The organism is Planifilum fimeticola (genome assembly GCF_003001905.1).
Lineage (GTDB): Bacteria > Bacillota > Bacilli > Thermoactinomycetales > DSM-44946 > Planifilum > Planifilum fimeticola.
On record NZ_PVNE01000031.1, the window covers coordinates 1 to 18,734 of the forward strand.

Consider the following 18,734-nt stretch of genomic DNA (forward strand, 5'->3'; position numbering starts at 1 on the left):
CAGGTGATCCTGCGGTACCAAATCTTCGATATTGACCAATTCAATACTGCCTTGCCGATGGGAGTGGGTTTGAAACATACCATCCCGTCCTTATCTTTTTTGTGTTATCTTCTGATTTCGACAAAAAAAGACTGCTGACCTGCTACCTTTGTCAACAGCCTCAGCCTTCGCGTTTAGCGAAGGCTTTTTATTTTGTTTTGCAAGCCCACCGTGCGGACATCGTACCGGTCTGCATGCGGGATGTTCGGGTGGATGGCACGCGCGGGCAGGGGGCCGCTACCATCCGGGATGGACGCCTTTGCGGATGGATTACGAAAAAATGCATAATGACTCGTGAACATGAAAAAATATTCGATATTGGGGCGATTCTTTCATCTGTGGTAAAATAAAGCCGCCAGATATATGACAGGATAAGAATGGGCGCCTTTTCCGCGGATTGGATGGAGGGGAAATCATATGATTCAGGAGAAGAAGCCGATTACCGTGATCGGGGTTCCGATGGATCTGGGAGCGGGGCGGCGCGGGGTGGATATGGGACCCAGCGCGATACGCTACGCGATGCTGAAGGAAAAGCTGGTGCAATTGGGCTTTGAGGTGGAGGATGTGGGAAATCTGCACGTTCCCACTCCCGAAGCCTATCAGGTGGTGGACCCCAAGCTGAAGTATTTGGAGGAGATCGCTTCGGTATGCGAAACCCTGGGGAAAACCGTTTCCGAAGCGGTGGAGCGCGGCCGTTTTCCTCTGGTGCTTGGGGGCGATCACAGCATCGCCATCGGCACCATCGCCGGCGCCGCCAAGCATCGGGAGCGGCTGGGCCTCATCTGGTTCGATGCCCACGGCGATCTGAACACGGGGGAGACCACTCCCTCCGGCAACATCCACGGCATGCCCCTCGCCGTCAGTTTGGGATACGGACATCCGGCTCTCGTCAACTGCCTGGGCTTTACTCCCAAGGTGCTTCCGGAAAATGTGGTACTCATCGGCATTCGGGACCTGGACGAAGGAGAGCGGAACTTGATCCGCCAGTTGGGGATCCGTGTGTTCACCATGCACGATATCGACCGTATGGGGATGGGAGCCGTCATGGAAGAGGCCCTGTCGATCGTCACCCGGGGAACGGACGGCGTTCATCTGAGCCTGGATCTGGACGGCTTGGATCCCAAGGATGCCCCGGGAGTGGGTACGCCGGTGGAGGGCGGACTCACCTACCGGGAGAGCCATCTGGCCATGGAGATGCTGGCCGAGGCGAACGTCCTTACCTCCGCAGAATTCGTCGAGGTCAATCCCATTCTGGACAACGGCAACCGAACCGCCAAGGTGGCGGTGGCCCTGATCGAATCCGCCTTCGGGAAGCAAGTGCTGTAAGCCAAGGGATCTTCTTAACGGAGAGACAAACGTCGCAGGGAGGGCCCGCGAGCGCCGCGGAAATCCATGGGTCCTCTCTGATTTTTTGGTTTTTTCGAATGCCTCAGCGAAACAAAAGATGATTGATGTGTCAGCGAAGCGGGAAATAATATGAACGGGATGGTGAAATGTACCTTGCATCCGGAAAGCTCTCGACGAGGGTGTGCGCATACTTTTCCCTATTAACACCAAATTTATACAAAACATTTCATCAAATTAAAATACCATTTAAAACGCATTAAATTAAATTCCATATCTGTAAGCGAGAGGAATGGGTCAAATTGAGCTCGTCTGTGTCGGATGTGCATGGAGGGTCTTCCGTGTATCACTACGAGAAGCTGGTATTTCAACGTGACGGTCGGTGGCATGCCCTGCTGATCATCACGACCCGGGGTGACGGAACCAACCGCATCGTCGACTTCGGACACTTCCGGGATGAGATGGCCGCCCGCACCGCTTTGAAGACAGGGATTGCGCTTCACCGGCGTGATTTGAAATACCGTACCGATCAATTCGATCAATACGTGAAAAGTTTGCTGCACACGCACCGGAGGCCCGTCGCCCAGGAATTGAATGGGGATCAGCGGGCGAATGATCCGCTCAAGTCGGGAAGCTGGTAAAACAGCGAGAGAAAGGCCCCTTACCACCACGTGGAGGGGCCGGTGTGTTTTATTTCCGTTTATTTCTTGAGCAGGGGAGCGATGCGATCGATCCGGTTGGTCCAGATTACGCCGGAGTAATCCTTCGGCAGATCCTTTAGATCCTCCGGCCGGTCGAATCCTCCGGAGAAACCGTCGGCGTATTTGACCAGGATCACCCGCGTCCCGGCCTGTTCCATCCGGCTGAGAAAGCGGTTGGGCCATCCCCACAGCCAGGCCGCGTATTGTTCGGGAATGTGAAGCTGGGTCTCCTTGCAGGCTTTCGGGACGATCCCGGTCCATCCGATCGCCTCGTATTGGAGCAGGCATCGCAGCATCGAGGCCTTGGACATGGTGCGAAGCTGGGGGAGGCGTTTTTCCAGCTCGGCGATCGGCCGGTCGCCGCCGTACACCGCCAAGCGGTCCAGATGTTCGGGAGGGAGCTGGCCGAGCCGATCGGCCAACAGCACGCCTTCCTGGGGATCGTCGCTCTTGATATGGATCAACAGCGATCGGTCCGGGAAGGTGGACAACACCTCATCCAGGGTCGGCATCATTCCGATGCCCTTACCCCGAAAGGGATACGTTTTGCCTCCGTCCGCCGTGTAACCGTAGCCGATGTCCAGCTTTTTCAATTCCTCCATCGTCTTCTCCCGCGTGACGCCGCTGCCGTCCGTGCGGCAATCGAGGGTCCAATCGTGGAAAACGGCGAATTGGCCGTCCTTGGTCGGTTGCACATCCAGCTCGACGATGTCGGCGCCGTATTGGAAGGCTGCGCGCATGGAGGGAATCGTGTTTTCGAGATAGGGGTGTTCCGGCGGATGGATGCGGGTGGCGGTACAGGTATCATTGGTGATGCCGGCCATGTCAAAGGTTTGACCCAGTCCCCGATGGGCCAGAAGGAGCGGCTTTCCGGCGGGAGGGTCGGCGAGGAGTGAGCTGTTGTTGAGGTAAAGGAAAATCAGCAGGGCGAGCAAGAAGAGGAGCTTTTTCCGCCTTTTTACGATGCTCAAAATCCGTTGGTGCCAATTCATGACATTTCCTCCGCGGCTTGATCCGATTCGATAGTATCCGAAATCGGTGGGGAAAAAAAGGGGATTTCTCCCCGGTTTTTGTCTCCCTTTTTTGTTTACGGGGGATCGGTTACAATGTTTGTATGAAAATCTTTTCAGGTGAGAGTCCATGAATACGATGGAGCACTTCCTCGAATTGCGGCTGCGTTTCCGAGAGGTGGAAACCCACCGTTCCTTTGAGGTCAGCTTGGAAGAATTGTCCGAGGTTCTGGTCTGCTCCACGCGCAATGTGAAGCGGTTGCTGAAAAACATGGAGAAGGAAGGGCTCATCTACTGGAAACCGGGCGGGGGAAGGGGAAAACGCTCGAAGTTGTATTTCAGATGTTCCCTGAAAAAAGCCCTGCTTTCGCACATACAGGATCTGCTCCAGCGGGAGAAGCACAGCGAGGCGATGGATTGGATCAAGCGGGAGGAACTTCCCGCCGAGGTGCGCGATGCCTGTTTTCGGATTTTGTTGAAGGAATTCAGTTTGCCACGCATTGCCTGGACCGATTACGTCCGCATGAAGGAGCAGGCTTCGGGGAGGTTCCGACCGGTTCTCATTTCATCCGCCTCCGGCAAATGGATGCTCGTGGAAGGCGGGAGGAGCCAAACCGCGGTTTCATACCGGACGGGCTTATCCCGGACGGTTGAGCGCCGCAGTGAAAGGGAATAGAAAAGGAAAATGCCCTTCTTCGGAAAGGGTTTGTGTCGCCGATCCGGGACTTTATTTGTCCATCCCGCGGAATTTTGTCCAGGTTGAATTTAGGGGGGTGTTCGCTCCATGAGTCAGCGAGCCATGACGGTGGATACGGAAAAGGACCATCCTCTTCGCAGAGACGTGCGCTTTTTGGGGCACATTTTGGGAGATGTGCTTGTGATGGAAGGGGGACAAGCCCTTCTGGACATCGTGGAGAACATCCGGGAGATGACGAAACAGCTTCGCGTCTCCTTCGATCCCGCCGTTTTGAGGAAATGCCGGGAGCTGATCCGCGGCCTGTCCCCTTCCATGCGGCGAAACGTGATCCGGGCCTTTGCGATTTATTTTCAGCTGGTCAATATCGCCGAGCAGAACCACCGCATTCGGCGCCACCGCGAGTATCGCCTTTCCAGCGGAACGGTGCAGCGCGACTCCATCGCCAGCGCCGTGCGCAAGCTGAAGGAGCGGGGCCTTTCCGCGGAGCGCGTGGAACAGGTGCTTGGCTATCTCTCGCTGGAGCTGGTCATCACGGCCCATCCGACGGAGGCGATGCGACGGACGGTGCTGGATATCCACCAGCGGATCGCCGAGCGGGTGATGGAGCTGGACCATCCGTATCTCACCGAAGAGGATCGACAGCGGATCCGGGAAGAGATCCTGGCGGAAGTGCACACCCTGTGGCAGAGCGATGAGCTCCGCCATCGGAAACCGACGGTGATGGATGAGGTCAAGAACGGGCTATATTATCTGGATGAGACCCTGTTTGAGGTGCTGCCGGACGTTCACGGGGAGTTGGAGAAATGCCTCCGTCAGGAATATCCGGAACACGACTGGCACGTACCCACTTTCCTGCGTTTCGGGTCATGGATCGGCGGCGACCGGGACGGCAACCCTTCGGTGACGCCGGAGGTCACCTGGAACACGCTGGTGCTTCAGCGGAACCTGGTGCTCACCAAGTATGAGCAGGCAATCCGCCGGCTGATCCAAAAATTGAGCCACTCCACCCGGAACACGAGGGTCTCCGACGAGCTCCTCCGTTCCCTCGAACGGGACCGGAAGGAAGTGAACTTGGAGAACATCGATCAGGGCGAGTGGCGCAATGAGCATGAGCCCTATCGCCGGAAATGCACCTACATGCTGGCCCGGCTTCGTCACACCCGGCTCGATCGGAAGGAGCAGGGGATCTATGCGGGACCGGAGGCCTTTCTGGCCGACCTGCGGCTTCTGGCCGACAGCCTGCGCCTTCATCGGGCCCATGTCCTTGCGAACCGGGAAGTGGACCGTCTGATTCGCCAGGTGGAGCTGTTCGGCTTTCACTTGGTGACGCTTGATATCCGTCAGCACAGCGCGGAACACGAAAAGGCCCTGACGGAAATTTTGAGCAGCCTGGGGATCGTTGAAAATTACGGGGAGCTTTCCGAAGAGGAGAAGATGAAACTGCTCTCGGAACTGCTGGCCGATCCCCGCCCCCTCACCTCTCCCTACATGCGCTTTTCTCCGGAGACGGAACAGTGTCTGGATCTCTTCCGGGTCATCGCTCGGGCGAAGGAAACCTTCGGCGAAGAATCGATCCGAAACTACCTGATCAGCATGACCCAGGGGACCAGCGACCTCCTCGAAGTGGTGTTGTTCGCCAAGGAGGTGGGACTGTTCCGCAGGACGGGGGATTTCGTCGCGTCACGCCTCCACGTGGTTCCCCTGCTGGAGACGATCGACGACCTGCACCGGGCCCGGGAAATCATGGAGTCGTATTTCCGCCATCCGGCCTTTGTCCCTGCCGAGCGGGAAGGTCACCGCTATCAGGAGATCATGTTGGGTTATTCGGACAGCAACAAGGACGGCGGGATGCTGACGGCCAACTGGGAGCTGTATCGCGCTCAGCGCGAGCTGTGCCGTCTGGCCAGGGAACACGGAATCAACGTGAAATATTTCCACGGGCGGGGAGGAGCCCTGGGACGCGGCGGAGGGCCGCTGAACCGGAGCATCGAGGCTAAGCCGCCGGAAACCGTGCTGGGCGGTGTGAAAATCACGGAGCAGGGAGAGGTTCTCTCCTCCCGTTACGCCCTGAAGCCGATCGCCTCCCGAAGCCTGGAGCAGGCCACATCAGCCCTCCTCTTGTCCGCGGCGACCGCCGTGACCGGGGAGGGGAACGAACCGGAGCAGCAGTGGGTGGAGGCGATGGACGAGATCTCGAAGTACGCCCTGGAGGAATACCAGAGGTTGGTGTTCAAGGACCCGGCCTTCCTGTCCTTTTTCCATGAAGCCACCCCGCTGCCGGAGATCGGCGAGCTGAAGATCGGTTCCCGGCCGACGCGCCGGAAAAACAGCCGGGCCTTTGAGGATTTGCGCGCCATTCCGTGGGTGTTCGCCTGGACGCAGAGCCGGTATCTGTTTCCGGCCTGGTATGCGGCGGGGACGGGTTTTGCGCGGTATGTGGAAAGGCATTCGGAGGGCATGCATCTTCTTCGGGAGATGTTCCGCAAGTGGCCCTTCTTCCGTTCGCTGATGAACAACCTGCATATGGCCCTGGCCAAGGCGGATTTTGTCATCGCCCGGGAATATGCCTCCCTGGCCGGCGATCCGAAGGACGGGGAACGGATCTTTCGCATCATCGAGGAGGAATACCGGAAGACCCGGAAGATGTCCCTCGAGATCACCGGACAGAAAGAGATTCTCGATCACGTCCCCGTCATTCAGGAATCGATCCGGCTGCGAAATCCCTACGTCGATCCCCTCAGTTTCATTCAGGTGGATCTTCTCGGCATCCTGCGCTCCAAAGCAGAGGGATCGGGGGAATCCAAAGAGGAGGTGCTGGAGCAGGTTCTCCTCACCATCAACGGGATTGCCGCAGGGCTCCGGAACACGGGATGATAAGCCGGGGCCGTTTCTTTTTTTGTTCTCTTCATGCATAATCAAGGAATGGGAATCCTGGCCCCGAAGGTTGTAGTATACTAGATGGTAGCGAAGACGGTAGGCAGTTAAGACCAACGGAGGCGCCAATGGATGTTCTCGGCGGATTGACCCGGTACTTGAGCGACGTAGTGGATATTTTGATCATCAGCTATATTATTTACAGATTGCTGCTGCTCCTTCGGGGAACCCGGGCGGTTCAACTGCTGAAGGGGCTTACCGTGGTGCTGGCCGCCTGGGTGTTCAGCAGCGTCTTTCAATTGTCCACCCTTCAATGGTTGATCGAAAACCTGTTTTCCGTGGGCGTGATTGTTCTTTTCATCATTTTCCAGCCCGAATTGCGCCGGGCCCTGGAGCAGCTGGGGCGGGGCGGTTTCTTCGGGCGGAGCCGGCAGATGGAGGATCAGCTCGTCACCAAGATGGTGGGGGAGCTGATCAAGGCGGTCGGGCATCTGTCGAAGCGGCGAATCGGTGCGTTGATCATCATAGAGCGTGAGACGGGGCTTTCCGACTACATCGAGTCCGCGATCCGGTTGGAATCGGCCCTGAGCGCTGAACTGCTGATCAATATCTTTCTCCCCAACACTCCGCTGCACGACGGCGCGGTGATTGTTCGCAAGGACCGAATCATGGCCGCCGGATGTTACCTCCCTTTGTCCGAGAATCCTTTTATCAGCAAGGAGCTGGGGACGCGGCACCGGGCAGGAATCGGCATGAGCGAAGTGTCCGACGCCATTTCCGTGATCGTTTCCGAGGAGACGGGGACCATTTCCTTGGCCATCCACGGACAGCTGGAACGGGGGCTTTCGGAGGAGGAACTGCTGACCCGGTTGTATCAAGAGTTGAAGCCTCCGGAGAGGAGGGCCAACTTCTGGGTCCGAAAGGGGGACCCCGATGGATAAGTGGTTTGAGAGCGATACCGTATTAAAACTGGTTGCCCTCGGTTTGGCGATCATGCTGTGGATGACGGTGAATGAGAAGCCCTTTCCCTTTGCCCGGGGGGAGATGGTTCAGACCACCATTCGCAACGTGACGTTGGAGGTATTGTACGACCAGGAAAGTCTGGAGCTGACGGATGCGCCGTCCAACGTCAACCTGAAGCTCTCCGGGGATGCTTCCTCCATCAACCGCATCACTCCCGATTCGTACCGGGTCTATATTGATCTGAGAGACTTCGGTCCGGGCAAACATCGGGGCATTCCCGTCAAGTGGTCGGGATTTCCGTCCGGGGTGAAGGTGGAGGCCGATCCGAAGCAGGTCAGCGTGACGCTGGAGGAGAAGCAGCAAATCGAAGTGCCGGTTCAGGTGGACCTGGTCGGTGATCTTCCCAGCGGATTCAAGGCGGGAGAACCGGTGATCAAACCGACGAAGGTGTTGGTGAGGGGTTCCGAATCGCTTCTGGAGGAGGTGACGGCGGTCAAGGGGGTCGTCAACCTGGAGGGATCGACCGAAACCGTTTCCCGTTCCGTCGCGTTACAAGTGTATGGGGAAAACGGACCTCTCCACAAGGTGGAAGTCACCCCTTCGGTGGTTGAGGTGGAAGTGCCGATCACGGCTCCGGACCGATCAATCCCCCTCAAAGTGGATGTGGCCAAATATCCTCCGAAGGGATATGCCATCGCCGGCTTGACGGCCGATGTGGACCGGGTGACCGTGTACGGTCCGGAAGAGACCTTGAACGGACTGGAGGTTTATCCCGGACCTTCTCTGGATCTGTCCGGCGTAACCAAGGATCGCACCTTCGAGCTGCCCATTCCGCTGGTGGACGAACGCCTGAAGGTGCAGCCGAAGACGGTGAAGATTTCGGTTACCATCGTTAAAGCGGAGACGAAAAGGCTGAAAGGCGTGCCGATCCGCGTCAACGGCTTGGGAGACGGGCTCAAGGCGGACGTGATCGCTCCCGAAAGCGGCAAAGTCGATCTGGTGGTCATCGGGGCGCCCAAGCTGCTGGATAACATCAAGCTGCAGGATATCCGCGCCGTCGTCGATGCTTCCAATTTGCCTCCGGGAGAGCACCTCCGTCCGATACGGGTCAACCTCCCTGCCTATGTCCAATTGAAGGGCGATCCGAATCTGGAAGCGCGAATACGAATCAGACGATAAAAGGGGTACAGTATTTCCAAGCGTCCCCGGGGCTGCTCTCTCCCGGGGATCCTTGTGACCGCCGCCGCTTGAGACGAATAAAGATGATGCGAGGAGAAAAGCGCGGTGACGCAGAGGCATCGTGGGACGTGGCTGTAGAAGGAGGATCAACTATGGGGAAATACTTCGGAACTGATGGCGTGCGGGGGGTGGCCAACCGGGAACTGACGCCGGAGCTGGCTTTTCGTTTGGGACGTTGCGGTGCTTATGTCCTGACGAAGCAGGCGAAGAGGCCCCGGGTGCTCATCGGTCGGGATACGCGGTTGTCCGGGGAGATGTTGGAAGCGGGCCTGGTTGCCGGAATGCTTTCCATCGGCTGCGACGTGATCCGCCTGGGGGTGGTCACCACTCCCGGAGTGGCCTATTTGACCCGCGCGTTGGGGGCGGATGCGGGCGTGATGATCTCCGCCTCGCACAATCCCTTTACCGACAACGGGATCAAGTTTTTCGGTCCTGACGGGTTCAAATTGTCTGATGAAACCGAGACAGCCATCGAAGCGTTGCTGGAACAGCCGGATCAGCTGCCCCGGCCCGAAGGAGAGGGGATCGGCCGGGTAGAGGATCGTCCGCAGGAGGTGGAACGATATCTCGATCATCTGAAACAGACGATCGACACCGACCTGTGCGGTCTCAATCTCGTCGTCGATTGCGCCAACGGTGCCGCTTTCGAACTGGCACCCCGCCTGCTCCGGGACCTCGGGGCCGACGTGATCGCCATCTGTTCCGCCCCCGACGGCACGAATATCAATGTGGACTGCGGCTCGACCCATCCCGAACGGCTGCGGCGGGAAGTGAAGGCCCGCAAAGCCGATGCGGGACTTGCCTTTGACGGAGACGCGGATCGCCTGATCGCCGTCGACGAAACGGGACAGTTGGTGGACGGGGATCACATCCTTTGCATTTGCGGCGGGTATTTGAAGGAGCGGGGCAACCTGAAGGGGGATGCCGTCGTCGCCACCGTCATGAGCAACATCGGGATGTTCAAGGCCCTGGAATCGAAGGGGATCGCCGTCAAAAAGACCCGGGTGGGCGACCGCTACGTGATGGAGGAGATGCGCAGGGGCGGTCACAACCTGGGCGGTGAGCAATCGGGTCACATCATTTTTCTCGATCACGGCACGACGGGAGACGGTCTGCTGACCGCCCTGCAGTTGCTCCAGGTGATGAAGGAGACGGGGCAGACCCTCGGCGATCTGGCCCGGGTGATGACCAAGTATCCGCAGCTGCTGGTCAATGTCCCCGTGAAGGACAAAAACGGCTTGAACGGAAACGAGGCCATCGGACAGGCCGTCGCCAGGGCGGAGGAGCTCCTGGGGGATGAGGGCCGCGTCTTGATCCGCCCCTCCGGTACGGAGCCGCTGATCCGCGTGATGGCGGAGGGGCCCGATGAGGAGACGTTGAAGCGCTGCGTGGAGGAGATCGCCGAAACGGTCAAGCGGGAGCTGGCCTGACAAAGGTTGGCGGTTTTTGGTTCGTGCCGAAATGCCACACGGAGTTCCGGTTTTTTGCATAATTTGTGGATATGTTGAGGGATTTTTTCGTGAAAGGGGGTGAGGCCCGAAAGCGAGGCCGGAGATAACTCAGGCTCCTTTGTCGTAAAGCGCCAGGACTGCGGCGGGGCAGCCGCAGTTGACGAGGTGGAGGTTGATCGAACCATCGGCGGATGCCTCCCGGCCCGGCATCGGGGCCGCGGAGCCGGAGTGGAAAAGAGCGGGGCGACCCGTTTGACAACCCGCTCCGGCGCGATGCCCGGTTAACCGGACGGAGTTTAGACCCAGACAGAGAGAAGCGGAGAGGATCGCCGGCTCTTTTCAGGCGAGGGAGCAGGCGAGCCGGATGTTAAAGGGGGTTTTACGGGAACGATGTGTGGCATTGTCGGATATATCGGACCGAAACAAGCCCAGGGCATTCTCGTGGAAGGGCTTCGGAAGCTGGAATACCGTGGATATGATTCCGCGGGTCTGGCTGTGTACAACGGGGAAACGTTGGGAGTGTGCAAGGCGGAGGGTCGCCTTTCCGAGCTGGAGCACCGCCTCTCTCTCCGGTCGTTGCCCGGGCAGTTGGGAATCGGTCACACCCGGTGGGCGACCCATGGGAGGCCGTCGGATGAAAACGCCCACCCGCACATGGACATGGCGCAACGATTCGCCGTCGTCCACAACGGGATCATCGAAAACTATCTGGAGCTGAAGGAGGAACTCCTGGCCAAGGGCTGTTCCTTCCAGTCGGAGACGGATACCGAGGTCGTCGCCCATCTGTTGGCCGATCAGTGGGATGGCGATCTGGTGTCCACAGTGCGGAAGGTGGTCCGGCGGATGAAGGGGGCCTATGCCCTGGCCATCGTCAGCGAATACGAACCGGACAAATTGATCGCCGTCCGCCTGGCCAGCCCGCTGATCGTCGGCGTCGGAGAAGGGGAAAACTTCATCGCCTCCGACATTCCCGCCATCCTGGAGCACACGAGGGAATTCTATGTGCTGGAGGACGGGGAGATGGCCGTACTCACCCGTGACGATGTCCGTTTGATGAAGACGGACGGAGAGCCCGTCGAGCGGGAAACGCTCCGGGTTGACTGGGACATCGTCAAGGCGGAAAAGGGCGGTTACGATCACTTCATGCTGAAGGAGATTCACGAGCAGCCCCGGGCGATCCGCGACACCCTCACCGGACGGGTGAAGGGCGGGCAGGCGGATCTCTCCAGGGAAATCGCTTTGTCCCCGGAGGAGATCCGGGAGATCGAACGCATCCATTTTGTCGCCTGCGGTACCGCCTATCACGCCGGGCTGGTGGGCAAATACGTCATCGAGGAGCTGGTGCGCATTCCGGTGGAGGTGGACGTGGCCTCCGAATACCGTTACCGAAATCCGATCCTGACGCCGCGCACGCTGGTGGTGGTGGTCAGCCAATCGGGTGAGACCGCGGACACCCTGGCGGCCCTCCGGGAAGCGAAAAAAGCGGGTTCCCGGGTCTTGGCCATCACCAACGTGGTCGGCAGCACCGTCGCCCGGGAAGCGGATGATGTGTTCATCACCCAGGCCGGCCCGGAAATCGCCGTGGCTTCGACCAAGGCGTACACTTCCCAATTGATCGCCATCTACCTGCTGGGACTCTACCTGGCCCGGATCCGCCGTACCCGCTCCGAGGCGGAGCTGGCCGAAGTGGTGAAACATCTGGAGGAGCTGCCGGAACTGGCGGAGCGGACGCTGGAGATGGAGGACACCATCCGCCGTTTGGCCGCGGAGATCGCCAAGAAGGAAGATTTGTTCTACATCGGCAGGGGGCTGGACTATGCCGTCTCCCTGGAGGGTTCCCTCAAGCTGAAGGAGATCACCTACATTCACTCCGAGGCCTACACCGCCGGCGAGCTGAAGCACGGGACATTGGCCCTGATCGAGGAAGGAGTGCCGGTGATCGCCCTCGCCACCCAGACGTCCCTCTATGACAAAATGGTGAGCAACATCGAGGAAGTGAAGGCCCGGGGTGCCCAGGTGTTGGGGCTGGCCCTGGAGGGGGACGCCGAGCTTCACAAATTGGCGGACGAGGTGCTGACCATCCCGCGCACGCTATCCTTCCTCACCCCTGTGTTGACGGTGATTCCCCTGCAGCTTTTGGCCTACCACGCCTGTGTCGCCAGGGGATATGACGTGGATAAACCGCGCAACCTGGCGAAGAGCGTCACCGTGGAATAAATGGAGGCAGGAAGAAAACCCCCGTTCCAATGCGGAACGGGGTTTTCCCTTGATTGCATAAAAAGCCGCTCCCGAAAAAAGGTTATAAACACAGATGAGTTTCGGGAGTGATTCGATGCGACGCACCGTATTGATCGCCATGATTGCAGGAATGATCGTCGCCGGATGCAATCAGGGGGCCCAACCCCGCCCCCAGTCCGAGCAGGCCCGGCCGCATCCCCCCTCCTATCAGCAGGTAGAGACGGAACATCCGAAAATCTCCGCCTCGCCGACGATCACGACGGTGGGCTTTCTGGAACCCGTCGATCCCAAGGAAGCGGGCGATGTGGTGGAAGATGTGGGCAAATACCTGAGCTATGTCGCCTTCTTCAGCTACCGGGTCAAGCCGAACGGCAGCCTGATTCCCCTGAAGGATGAACATCCCCTGCAGGTGACAAAAAAGCAGGGCGCCGTCCCCATGTTGGTGATTACCAACTTCGCCGGGGGGAATTTCCAGCCGGACATCGCCCACAGGATTTTCACCGACCGGTCGGCCCAGAGGCGGCTGATCCAGAGCGTGATCCGGGTGATGAAGGAAAAGGGCTACCGGGCGCTGAACGTCGATTTTGAACACATACGGGAAGAGGACCGGGATTTGTACAACCGCTTTCTGAAAACCTTTCTCCCGAGGATGAAACGGGAAGGCTTTGTCGTCAGCACCGCCTTGGCCCCGAAGTCGAGCGACCGGCAGGGCGGAGCCTGGCACGGCGCCCATGACTATGCCGTCCACGGAAAGCTGGCCGATTTCGTCATCCTGATGACCTACGAATGGGGGTGGACCGGCGGACCGCCCATGGCGGTGGCGCCCATTCCCCAGGTTCGGGATGTGCTCAATTACGCCGTCCGGAAGATTCCAAGGAAAAAGATCGTGATGGGCGCACCTCTCTACGGCTACGACTGGACGCTTCCCTACCGGAAGGAAGGACCTCCCGCCAAGAGGCTCTCCCCTAAGGAAGCGGCAGGCCTCGCCAAGATGAAGGGTGCTAGGGTGCTGTACAGCAACCGGGATCAGGCCCCGTATTATTACTACCGGGACGATCAAGGGAAAGAGCACGTCGTCTGGTACGAAAACGAGGAGAGCATGCAAGCGAAGTTCAATCTGGTCAAGGAATACGGCCTTCGGGGGATCAGTTACTGGGTCCTCGGGGAGGAATTTCCGCAGAACTGGCGCCTGCTGCAGGAGAACTTTCACGTCCGAAGACCGTGAAAACCGACGGAAAAACGGACAACTGCCCGGAATGCCGGGCAGTTGACATTTTTCTCCCGATCTTGCGGGTCAGCCTTTTTTGAAGATCTCCAAAGCCTTGTTGATAAAGGCTTCTTCCTCCTGAGTGTAGGGGCGGGGATAGGGGCTTTCCTTCAACCCTTCGGCCAGGCTTTGGCGGAGATCCTCATTTCCCTTGGTGAAGGCCTGGACCAGATCCCACCATCGCTTTGCAAGCTCCTGCGCCTCCGGGTCGGAGGGGTCTTTCCCCTCCGCCACCAGTCGTTTCAGGAGGAGAATCACCTCTTTCCATTTCAGGGAGTCTTCCCGGGCCTGCTCTTCGGTATAACCGGGGTGAAGCTCCTGAAGCCGGTTCCGCTGCTCTTCGGTGTAGGTTTTCTCCATCCATTCCCGTCCCTTGGGTCCCCGGGCGATTTGGGAGGAGGTGTCGTAGTATTTTTCCCACCAGTCGTCGTCCTTTTCCAGCCGGATCACCCGGAGCAGATTCAGGATCGAACCCCAGTCGGGCTGCTTTTCCGACAGCATTTTTTCCACCTCACCGATGGCATCGATCGCCTGTTCGATCCGCTCTTTCTTGTCCTTCAAGATTTCCTTCTGCATGGCGAGCGACTCGGTGAGGGATTTCGGTTTTTCCAAAAAGCGCTTGATTTCGGTGAGGGAAAATCCGAGGAACTTCAGGCCCAGAATTTGCTCCAGACGAAACAAATCCTCGTCGGTGTAGAGACGGTGCCCCCCGTCGGAGTGGTGGGAGGGTTTCAGCAGTCCTACCTTGTCGTAATAGCGGAGCGTCCGAATCGTGACGAACGCCTTTTCAGCCAGCTGTCCCGTCGTGTAAAGGTTTTGCTTCACGGATTGTCCCTCCTTTTTGCTAATCAGTCCGCAATTCGGATCCCCATGTTGCGGGCGGTTCCTTCGATCATTTTCACGGCGTTTTCCAACCGGTTCGTGTTCAGATCCGGAAGTTTGATCTCGGCGATCTTTTCCAAATCCTTTCGCGAAAGGGTGGCCACGATTTCGTGACCCGGCCGGGCGGCCCCCTTTTCGATTCCCGCGGCCCGTTTGAGGAGAAAGGCGGTGGGGGGTGTCTTGGTCCGGATGGTGAAGGAACGGTCCTCGAACACGGTAATCTCCGCGGGGATGATCAGCCCCTGCTGTCCGGCGGTCAGTTCGTTATATTTCTGACAGAAAGCGAGCAGGTTGATGCCCGTCGGAGCGAGATCCTTCCCCACTTTGGCCGGATTGGCTTTTCCGGCTTCCAACTCCAGTTTCAGCTTTCTGATCACGTTTTTTCCCATGTTTCATCACCCTTTGATGCCATCAATGCGGCCCCTGTCACTTACTGTAAAGGGTGACGCAACGTCAGTTGCAAGGGAGGATTTTCATCGGGGAAGGCCTGTTTCGCCTCCTTTTTATTCCGGTTTGTAGAGCTTCAACACCGACTCGGCCATATCCCGGATTTTTTTCCTCAGGGATCGGGGGGAGAGGACCCGAATCTGGCTGTGGAAGCCGAGGATGGTCTCCGCCGCCTCCTGTTCCGTATCAAACCGGAGGGTGACGGGGATCCATCCCCGCGCATCGGGCTTTTCCTCCTCCAGCAGTCGCACAAAACGGCCGGTGAACCGGATCCGCCGGAGCGCTTCCGGCGAAAGTTCCGCCCGGACGATGTACTCGGGCAGGTTTGCGACAAACCGGGCCTTGGACCGCTTCCAATAGGAGGCGATCTCAAACCCCTCGGGGCGCGCAAAGCGCTCCTTCAGGATCTCGACAAACCGGATCCGGTTGAGCCTGTAGCTTCGGATTTCCCCCTCCCCGTCGGCGGCAACCAGATACCAGCCGCGCCCCCTCGCCACCAGGCCGAGGGGGTTGACTGTCCGCGTCTTTCGCTTTCCGTCCGCCCGTTCATAATCGATCCTCAGTTTTCTCTCCTCCCAGACCGCCTGCAGGACGGGGGCAATCCAATCGGGTTTTTCGACTTTTTCCTTCCAGGGTTCCAGATCGATGTGGATGCGATCCCACAGCTTTTGGGCCCGGAGCTCCGCGGGGGAGGGAAGGTGGGGAAACAATTTTTTCCGGGCGATCCGAAAGGGCCGATCGATTCCCAAATCCTTCAGAAGGGTTTCCGGGAAGGGGAGAAAGAGGGAGGCAATCTCCTCCGTCGTCAAGGTGAGCAAGGTTTTTCGGTATTCGTCGAGCAGGCGCCATCCCCCGTTTTTGCCCCGTTCCGCCACCACGGGGATTCCCAGGGCGCTGAGGTCGTTCAGGTCCCGCAAAACGGTCCGGCTGGATACTTCCAACTCCTCCGCCAGCTGCCTCGTGGTGACCTTTCCCCTTTGCTGTAGGAGGAGAAGCAGGGCCAGCAGCCGGTCCGCACGCATGGCCATCCTCCTTTCTTTTTTAATTATGACAAAGGGTGTCATGTTACAGGGTGTAGCATGAATATGCCCCTTCTCCGGGTGAGGGATTCGGAGGAGGTGCGATCAATCCTCAGGGAGGGATCGTGTTGGATCGGAAAGTGATCGTATACATCGCGATGAGCCTGGACGGTTATATCGCGCGGGAAAACGGGGAGATCGACTGGCTGCTGGAGAATTCCCCGTCGGATCCCGCGGACTATGGCTACCCGGAGTTTTACAGGACGATCGATACCGTGATCATGGGAAAGGCGACCTACGATCAGTTGCCGGAGCTGACCGAAACGTTTCCCTACAAGGGCAAGAAGTGTTACGTCTTTTCCAGGACCGCTTCGGGCCGCGATGAGCATGTGGAATATGTGAACGGGGACATCGGGGCCTTCGTGGAAGCGTTGAAAGGACGTCCGGGAAAGAACATCTGGTTGGTCGGAGGCAGCGAGCTGATCGAGGGGTTCCTGGAAGCGGGTGCGGTGGACGAGTTTTTGATCAGTGTGATCCCCGTGTTGATCGGCAGGGGGATTCCGCTGTTCCGGAAGAACAGCCGGCAGGAGCGGCTGGAGTTGAAAAGCCACTTCCGCTTCGACGACTGCGTGATGCTCCATTACGAGGTGTTGCGGTGATTGAAAACGCCCCCTCCTTCCTTTGAGGAGGGGGCGTTTCGTCAATTGAACTTGAGGGTGGCGAAAAGGATGACGATCAAAATCAGCAATGTGGTGACATGGGCCAGGATGGCGTACCGCTTGGCCGTTTGGCGCAGGAGTTCGGCATCACCGCCGCCCGAGGCGCTTTTCAACTTCCGGCCGTAAAGGGTGAAGCCGATGATGTAGGCCAGGATGAACAGGCTGCCGAAACGCTCCTTGAACAGGAGCCAGAAGGGCAGCTCCGCTCCGTTGATATAATGTTGGCTCAGCATGTACACGCCGGCAGCCAGGACGATGATGGCGCTGGGGACCAGCGTGCGCATGTTGAGACGGTGAACGGCCTGCAGGGTTTCCGCCAGCGATTTTCCGTCCGCCGCCTTGGCGGTCCGCCCGAGCCAGATGGCCAGGATGTGCATCGCTCCGAACCAGGTGGCGACGCCGGCGATGTGCAAAAACAGGGCGATTTTGTATGCCATAAAGGAAGACCTCCCCAAATGTGAACTGTTGGCGATTGCGTCCCTGATTTATGGAATCAGCACTTCGTAGGCGGAGACGTTGGGCCGCCCCTCTTCCGCCCGGCGGCCGCCGTGGGCCTTGCGGAAGTGTTCGCTCTGCGTCCAGTTGATGAAGTCCTGTTTGGTTTCGAAGACGGTTTCCGCCACCAGGTGGGAGCCGTCCTCCGCTTTCAGCAGGCGGAAGGAGACGAATCCCGGAACGGACTTCATCGATTGCGTGGCGTTTTGAAACCGTTCCTTCAGCTCGTTGAGGTGTTCTTCGGATGTGACGGGAATCCGGTTGTTGACCAAATACATGTTGAATCCTCCATTTTCTCGGGTTGTCGTCGTCCGTTTTCCGCGGGGACCGGACGGATAAACTGAAGATGGCAAGGCAGAATAGGGAAAAAAGGAGCGATACCCTTGAGCAGTCCGGTAAAAGCGAAAAGACTCGGCTGGATCGTCGTGGTCGTCACCCTGGTTCTGTCGGTCATCTTTGCCGTCGCATGGTACATGATCGGTTGAAAAAATTACTGTTCGGTCAAGATCAAAGGGCCTTCCTCGGTGATGGCCACGGTGTGCTCATACTGGGCGGACAGGCTCCCATCCACGGTCCGGGCCGTCCAGCCGTCGTCGTCGATTTTGACCTGATATCCCCCGACGTTCAACATCGGCTCGATGGTGATCACCATTCCCGGCTTCAGGAGCACTCCCTGATTCGGCCTGCCGAAGTGGGGGACCTGGGGATCTTCGTGCATCCGCCGGCCGATTCCGTGGCCGACGAACTGGCGGACCACCGAATAGCCCTGACCTTCGGCAAAGGATTGGATGGCATGGGAGATGTCCCCCAAGCGGTTGCCCGCCTTTGCCTGGGCGATCCCCCGGTAGAGGGATTCGCGGGTTGCGTCCAGGAGCCGACGCGCCTCGGATGAGATGGTTCCGACGGGATACGTCCAGGCGGAATCGGCCAGCCACCCGTCGATGTTCACCACCATGTCGATGGTCACGATGTCCCCTTCCCGTAATGGGGTTTCGTCGGGCATTCCGTGGCAGACGACGTCGTTTTTCGAGCAACAGGTGGCGTAGGGATACCCCATGTACCCTTTTTGTTCCGGCGTGGCTCCGTGGGACCGCAGATACTCCTCGACAAACCGGTCGATCGCGAGCGGAGTGATGCCGGGTTTGATGAGGCGGGCCAGTTCCCGGTGACAGGAGGCCAACAGCCGGCCGGAGCGGTGCATCTTCTCGATTTCGTTCCTGCTCTTAAGGGAAATGGTCAAGATTAAATACCCCTTTCCTCAGTATCATTATCCACTTTTATGGGGTAAAAGAAAAGGGGATGACAGGAAGGGGAAAGCGAAAAGCCGCGCAATGTTCAGCCAGAGCCGT

At 58.4% G+C, this 18,734-nt stretch carries 17 protein-coding genes; 10 read left to right on the forward strand and 7 right to left on the reverse strand.

Annotated elements, in window-relative coordinates:
* The first annotated feature begins 456 nt into the window (after window positions 1-456).
* The gene (rocF, locus tag CLV97_RS15335; RefSeq protein ID WP_106346408.1) at window positions 457-1,365 is read left to right on the forward strand and encodes an arginase; all 909 of its coding nucleotides are present in this window, start codon (window positions 457-459) and stop codon (window positions 1,363-1,365) included.
* A 359-nt stretch (window positions 1,366-1,724) separates the two neighbouring features.
* On the forward strand, window positions 1,725-2,024 hold the full coding sequence (locus CLV97_RS15340; protein ID WP_106346409.1) for a hypothetical protein: 300 nt from the start codon (window positions 1,725-1,727) through the stop codon (window positions 2,022-2,024).
* 59 nt (window positions 2,025-2,083) lie between these two features.
* Here CLV97_RS15340 and CLV97_RS15345 read toward each other — a convergent pair whose 3' ends face one another.
* Window positions 2,084-3,076 carry a glycerophosphodiester phosphodiesterase family protein gene (locus CLV97_RS15345; protein WP_106346452.1) on the reverse strand — a complete coding sequence of 331 codons (993 nt, stop codon included), beginning with the start codon at window positions 3,074-3,076 and terminating at the stop codon, window positions 2,084-2,086.
* Between the two features lie 148 nt (window positions 3,077-3,224).
* Here CLV97_RS15345 and CLV97_RS15350 point away from each other — a divergent pair, with 148 nt between their 5' ends.
* From CLV97_RS15350 to CLV97_RS15385, 7 genes are all read left to right on the forward strand, one after another.
* Window positions 3,225-3,770, forward strand: coding sequence for an SgrR family transcriptional regulator (locus CLV97_RS15350; protein WP_106346410.1), 546 nt, complete (start codon window positions 3,225-3,227; stop codon window positions 3,768-3,770).
* A 108-nt stretch (window positions 3,771-3,878) separates the two neighbouring features.
* The gene (gene ppc / locus CLV97_RS15355; protein ID WP_106346411.1) at window positions 3,879-6,665 is read left to right on the forward strand and encodes a phosphoenolpyruvate carboxylase; all 2,787 of its coding nucleotides are present in this window, start codon (window positions 3,879-3,881) and stop codon (window positions 6,663-6,665) included.
* Window positions 6,666-6,793: 128 nt separating this feature from the next.
* Entirely contained in the window at window positions 6,794-7,606 is an 813-nt protein-coding gene (cdaA, locus tag CLV97_RS15360) for a diadenylate cyclase CdaA (protein WP_106346412.1), read from the forward strand.
* A complete protein-coding gene (locus CLV97_RS15365; protein ID WP_106346413.1) occupies window positions 7,599-8,807 on the forward strand; it encodes a CdaR family protein in 1,209 nt (402 codons plus the stop codon). Before cdaA ends, CLV97_RS15365 begins: the two co-directional genes overlap by 8 nt.
* A 152-nt stretch (window positions 8,808-8,959) precedes the next feature.
* Window positions 8,960-10,297, forward strand: a complete 1,338-nt coding sequence (gene glmM / locus CLV97_RS15370; RefSeq protein ID WP_106346414.1) for a phosphoglucosamine mutase — start codon at window positions 8,960-8,962, stop codon at window positions 10,295-10,297.
* 411 nt (window positions 10,298-10,708) lie between these two features.
* Window positions 10,709-12,535, forward strand: a complete 1,827-nt coding sequence (glmS, locus tag CLV97_RS15380) for a glutamine--fructose-6-phosphate transaminase (isomerizing) (protein WP_106346416.1) — start codon at window positions 10,709-10,711, stop codon at window positions 12,533-12,535.
* A gap of 115 nt (window positions 12,536-12,650) precedes the next feature.
* On the forward strand, window positions 12,651-13,781 hold the full coding sequence (locus CLV97_RS15385; protein WP_245891635.1) for a glycosyl hydrolase family 18 protein: 1,131 nt from the start codon (window positions 12,651-12,653) through the stop codon (window positions 13,779-13,781).
* A gap of 69 nt (window positions 13,782-13,850) precedes the next feature.
* Here the strand turns inward: CLV97_RS15385 and CLV97_RS15390 are convergent, their stop codons facing one another.
* The 3 genes from CLV97_RS15390 to CLV97_RS15400 form a co-directional block, all read right to left on the reverse strand.
* Entirely contained in the window at window positions 13,851-14,648 is a 798-nt protein-coding gene (locus tag CLV97_RS15390) for a MerR family transcriptional regulator (RefSeq protein ID WP_106346418.1), read from the reverse strand.
* Window positions 14,649-14,671: 23 nt separating this feature from the next.
* Window positions 14,672-15,094, reverse strand: a complete 423-nt coding sequence (gene rplK / locus CLV97_RS15395; protein WP_106346419.1) for a 50S ribosomal protein L11 — start codon at window positions 15,092-15,094, stop codon at window positions 14,672-14,674.
* 114 nt (window positions 15,095-15,208) lie between these two features.
* On the reverse strand, window positions 15,209-16,174 hold the full coding sequence (locus tag CLV97_RS15400) for a helix-turn-helix transcriptional regulator (protein ID WP_106346420.1): 966 nt from the start codon (window positions 16,172-16,174) through the stop codon (window positions 15,209-15,211).
* Window positions 16,175-16,299: 125 nt separating this feature from the next.
* Here CLV97_RS15400 and CLV97_RS15405 point away from each other — a divergent pair, with 125 nt between their 5' ends.
* Entirely contained in the window at window positions 16,300-16,830 is a 531-nt protein-coding gene (locus tag CLV97_RS15405; RefSeq protein ID WP_425440576.1) for a dihydrofolate reductase family protein, read from the forward strand.
* A 41-nt stretch (window positions 16,831-16,871) separates the two neighbouring features.
* Here the strand turns inward: CLV97_RS15405 and CLV97_RS15410 are convergent, their stop codons facing one another.
* The 3 genes from CLV97_RS15410 to map form a co-directional block, all read right to left on the reverse strand.
* The gene (locus CLV97_RS15410) at window positions 16,872-17,327 is read right to left on the reverse strand and encodes a hypothetical protein (protein ID WP_106346422.1); all 456 of its coding nucleotides are present in this window, start codon (window positions 17,325-17,327) and stop codon (window positions 16,872-16,874) included.
* A gap of 48 nt (window positions 17,328-17,375) precedes the next feature.
* Window positions 17,376-17,663: an antibiotic biosynthesis monooxygenase family protein gene (locus CLV97_RS15415; protein WP_106346423.1), complete on the reverse strand. Its 288-nt coding sequence runs from the start codon at window positions 17,661-17,663 to the stop codon at window positions 17,376-17,378.
* A 212-nt stretch (window positions 17,664-17,875) separates the two neighbouring features.
* Window positions 17,876-18,619 (reverse strand): type I methionyl aminopeptidase, encoded by a 744-nt coding sequence (gene map / locus CLV97_RS15420; protein WP_425440578.1) that lies wholly within the window; start codon window positions 18,617-18,619, stop codon window positions 17,876-17,878.
* Window positions 18,620-18,734: the final 115 nt, after the last annotated feature.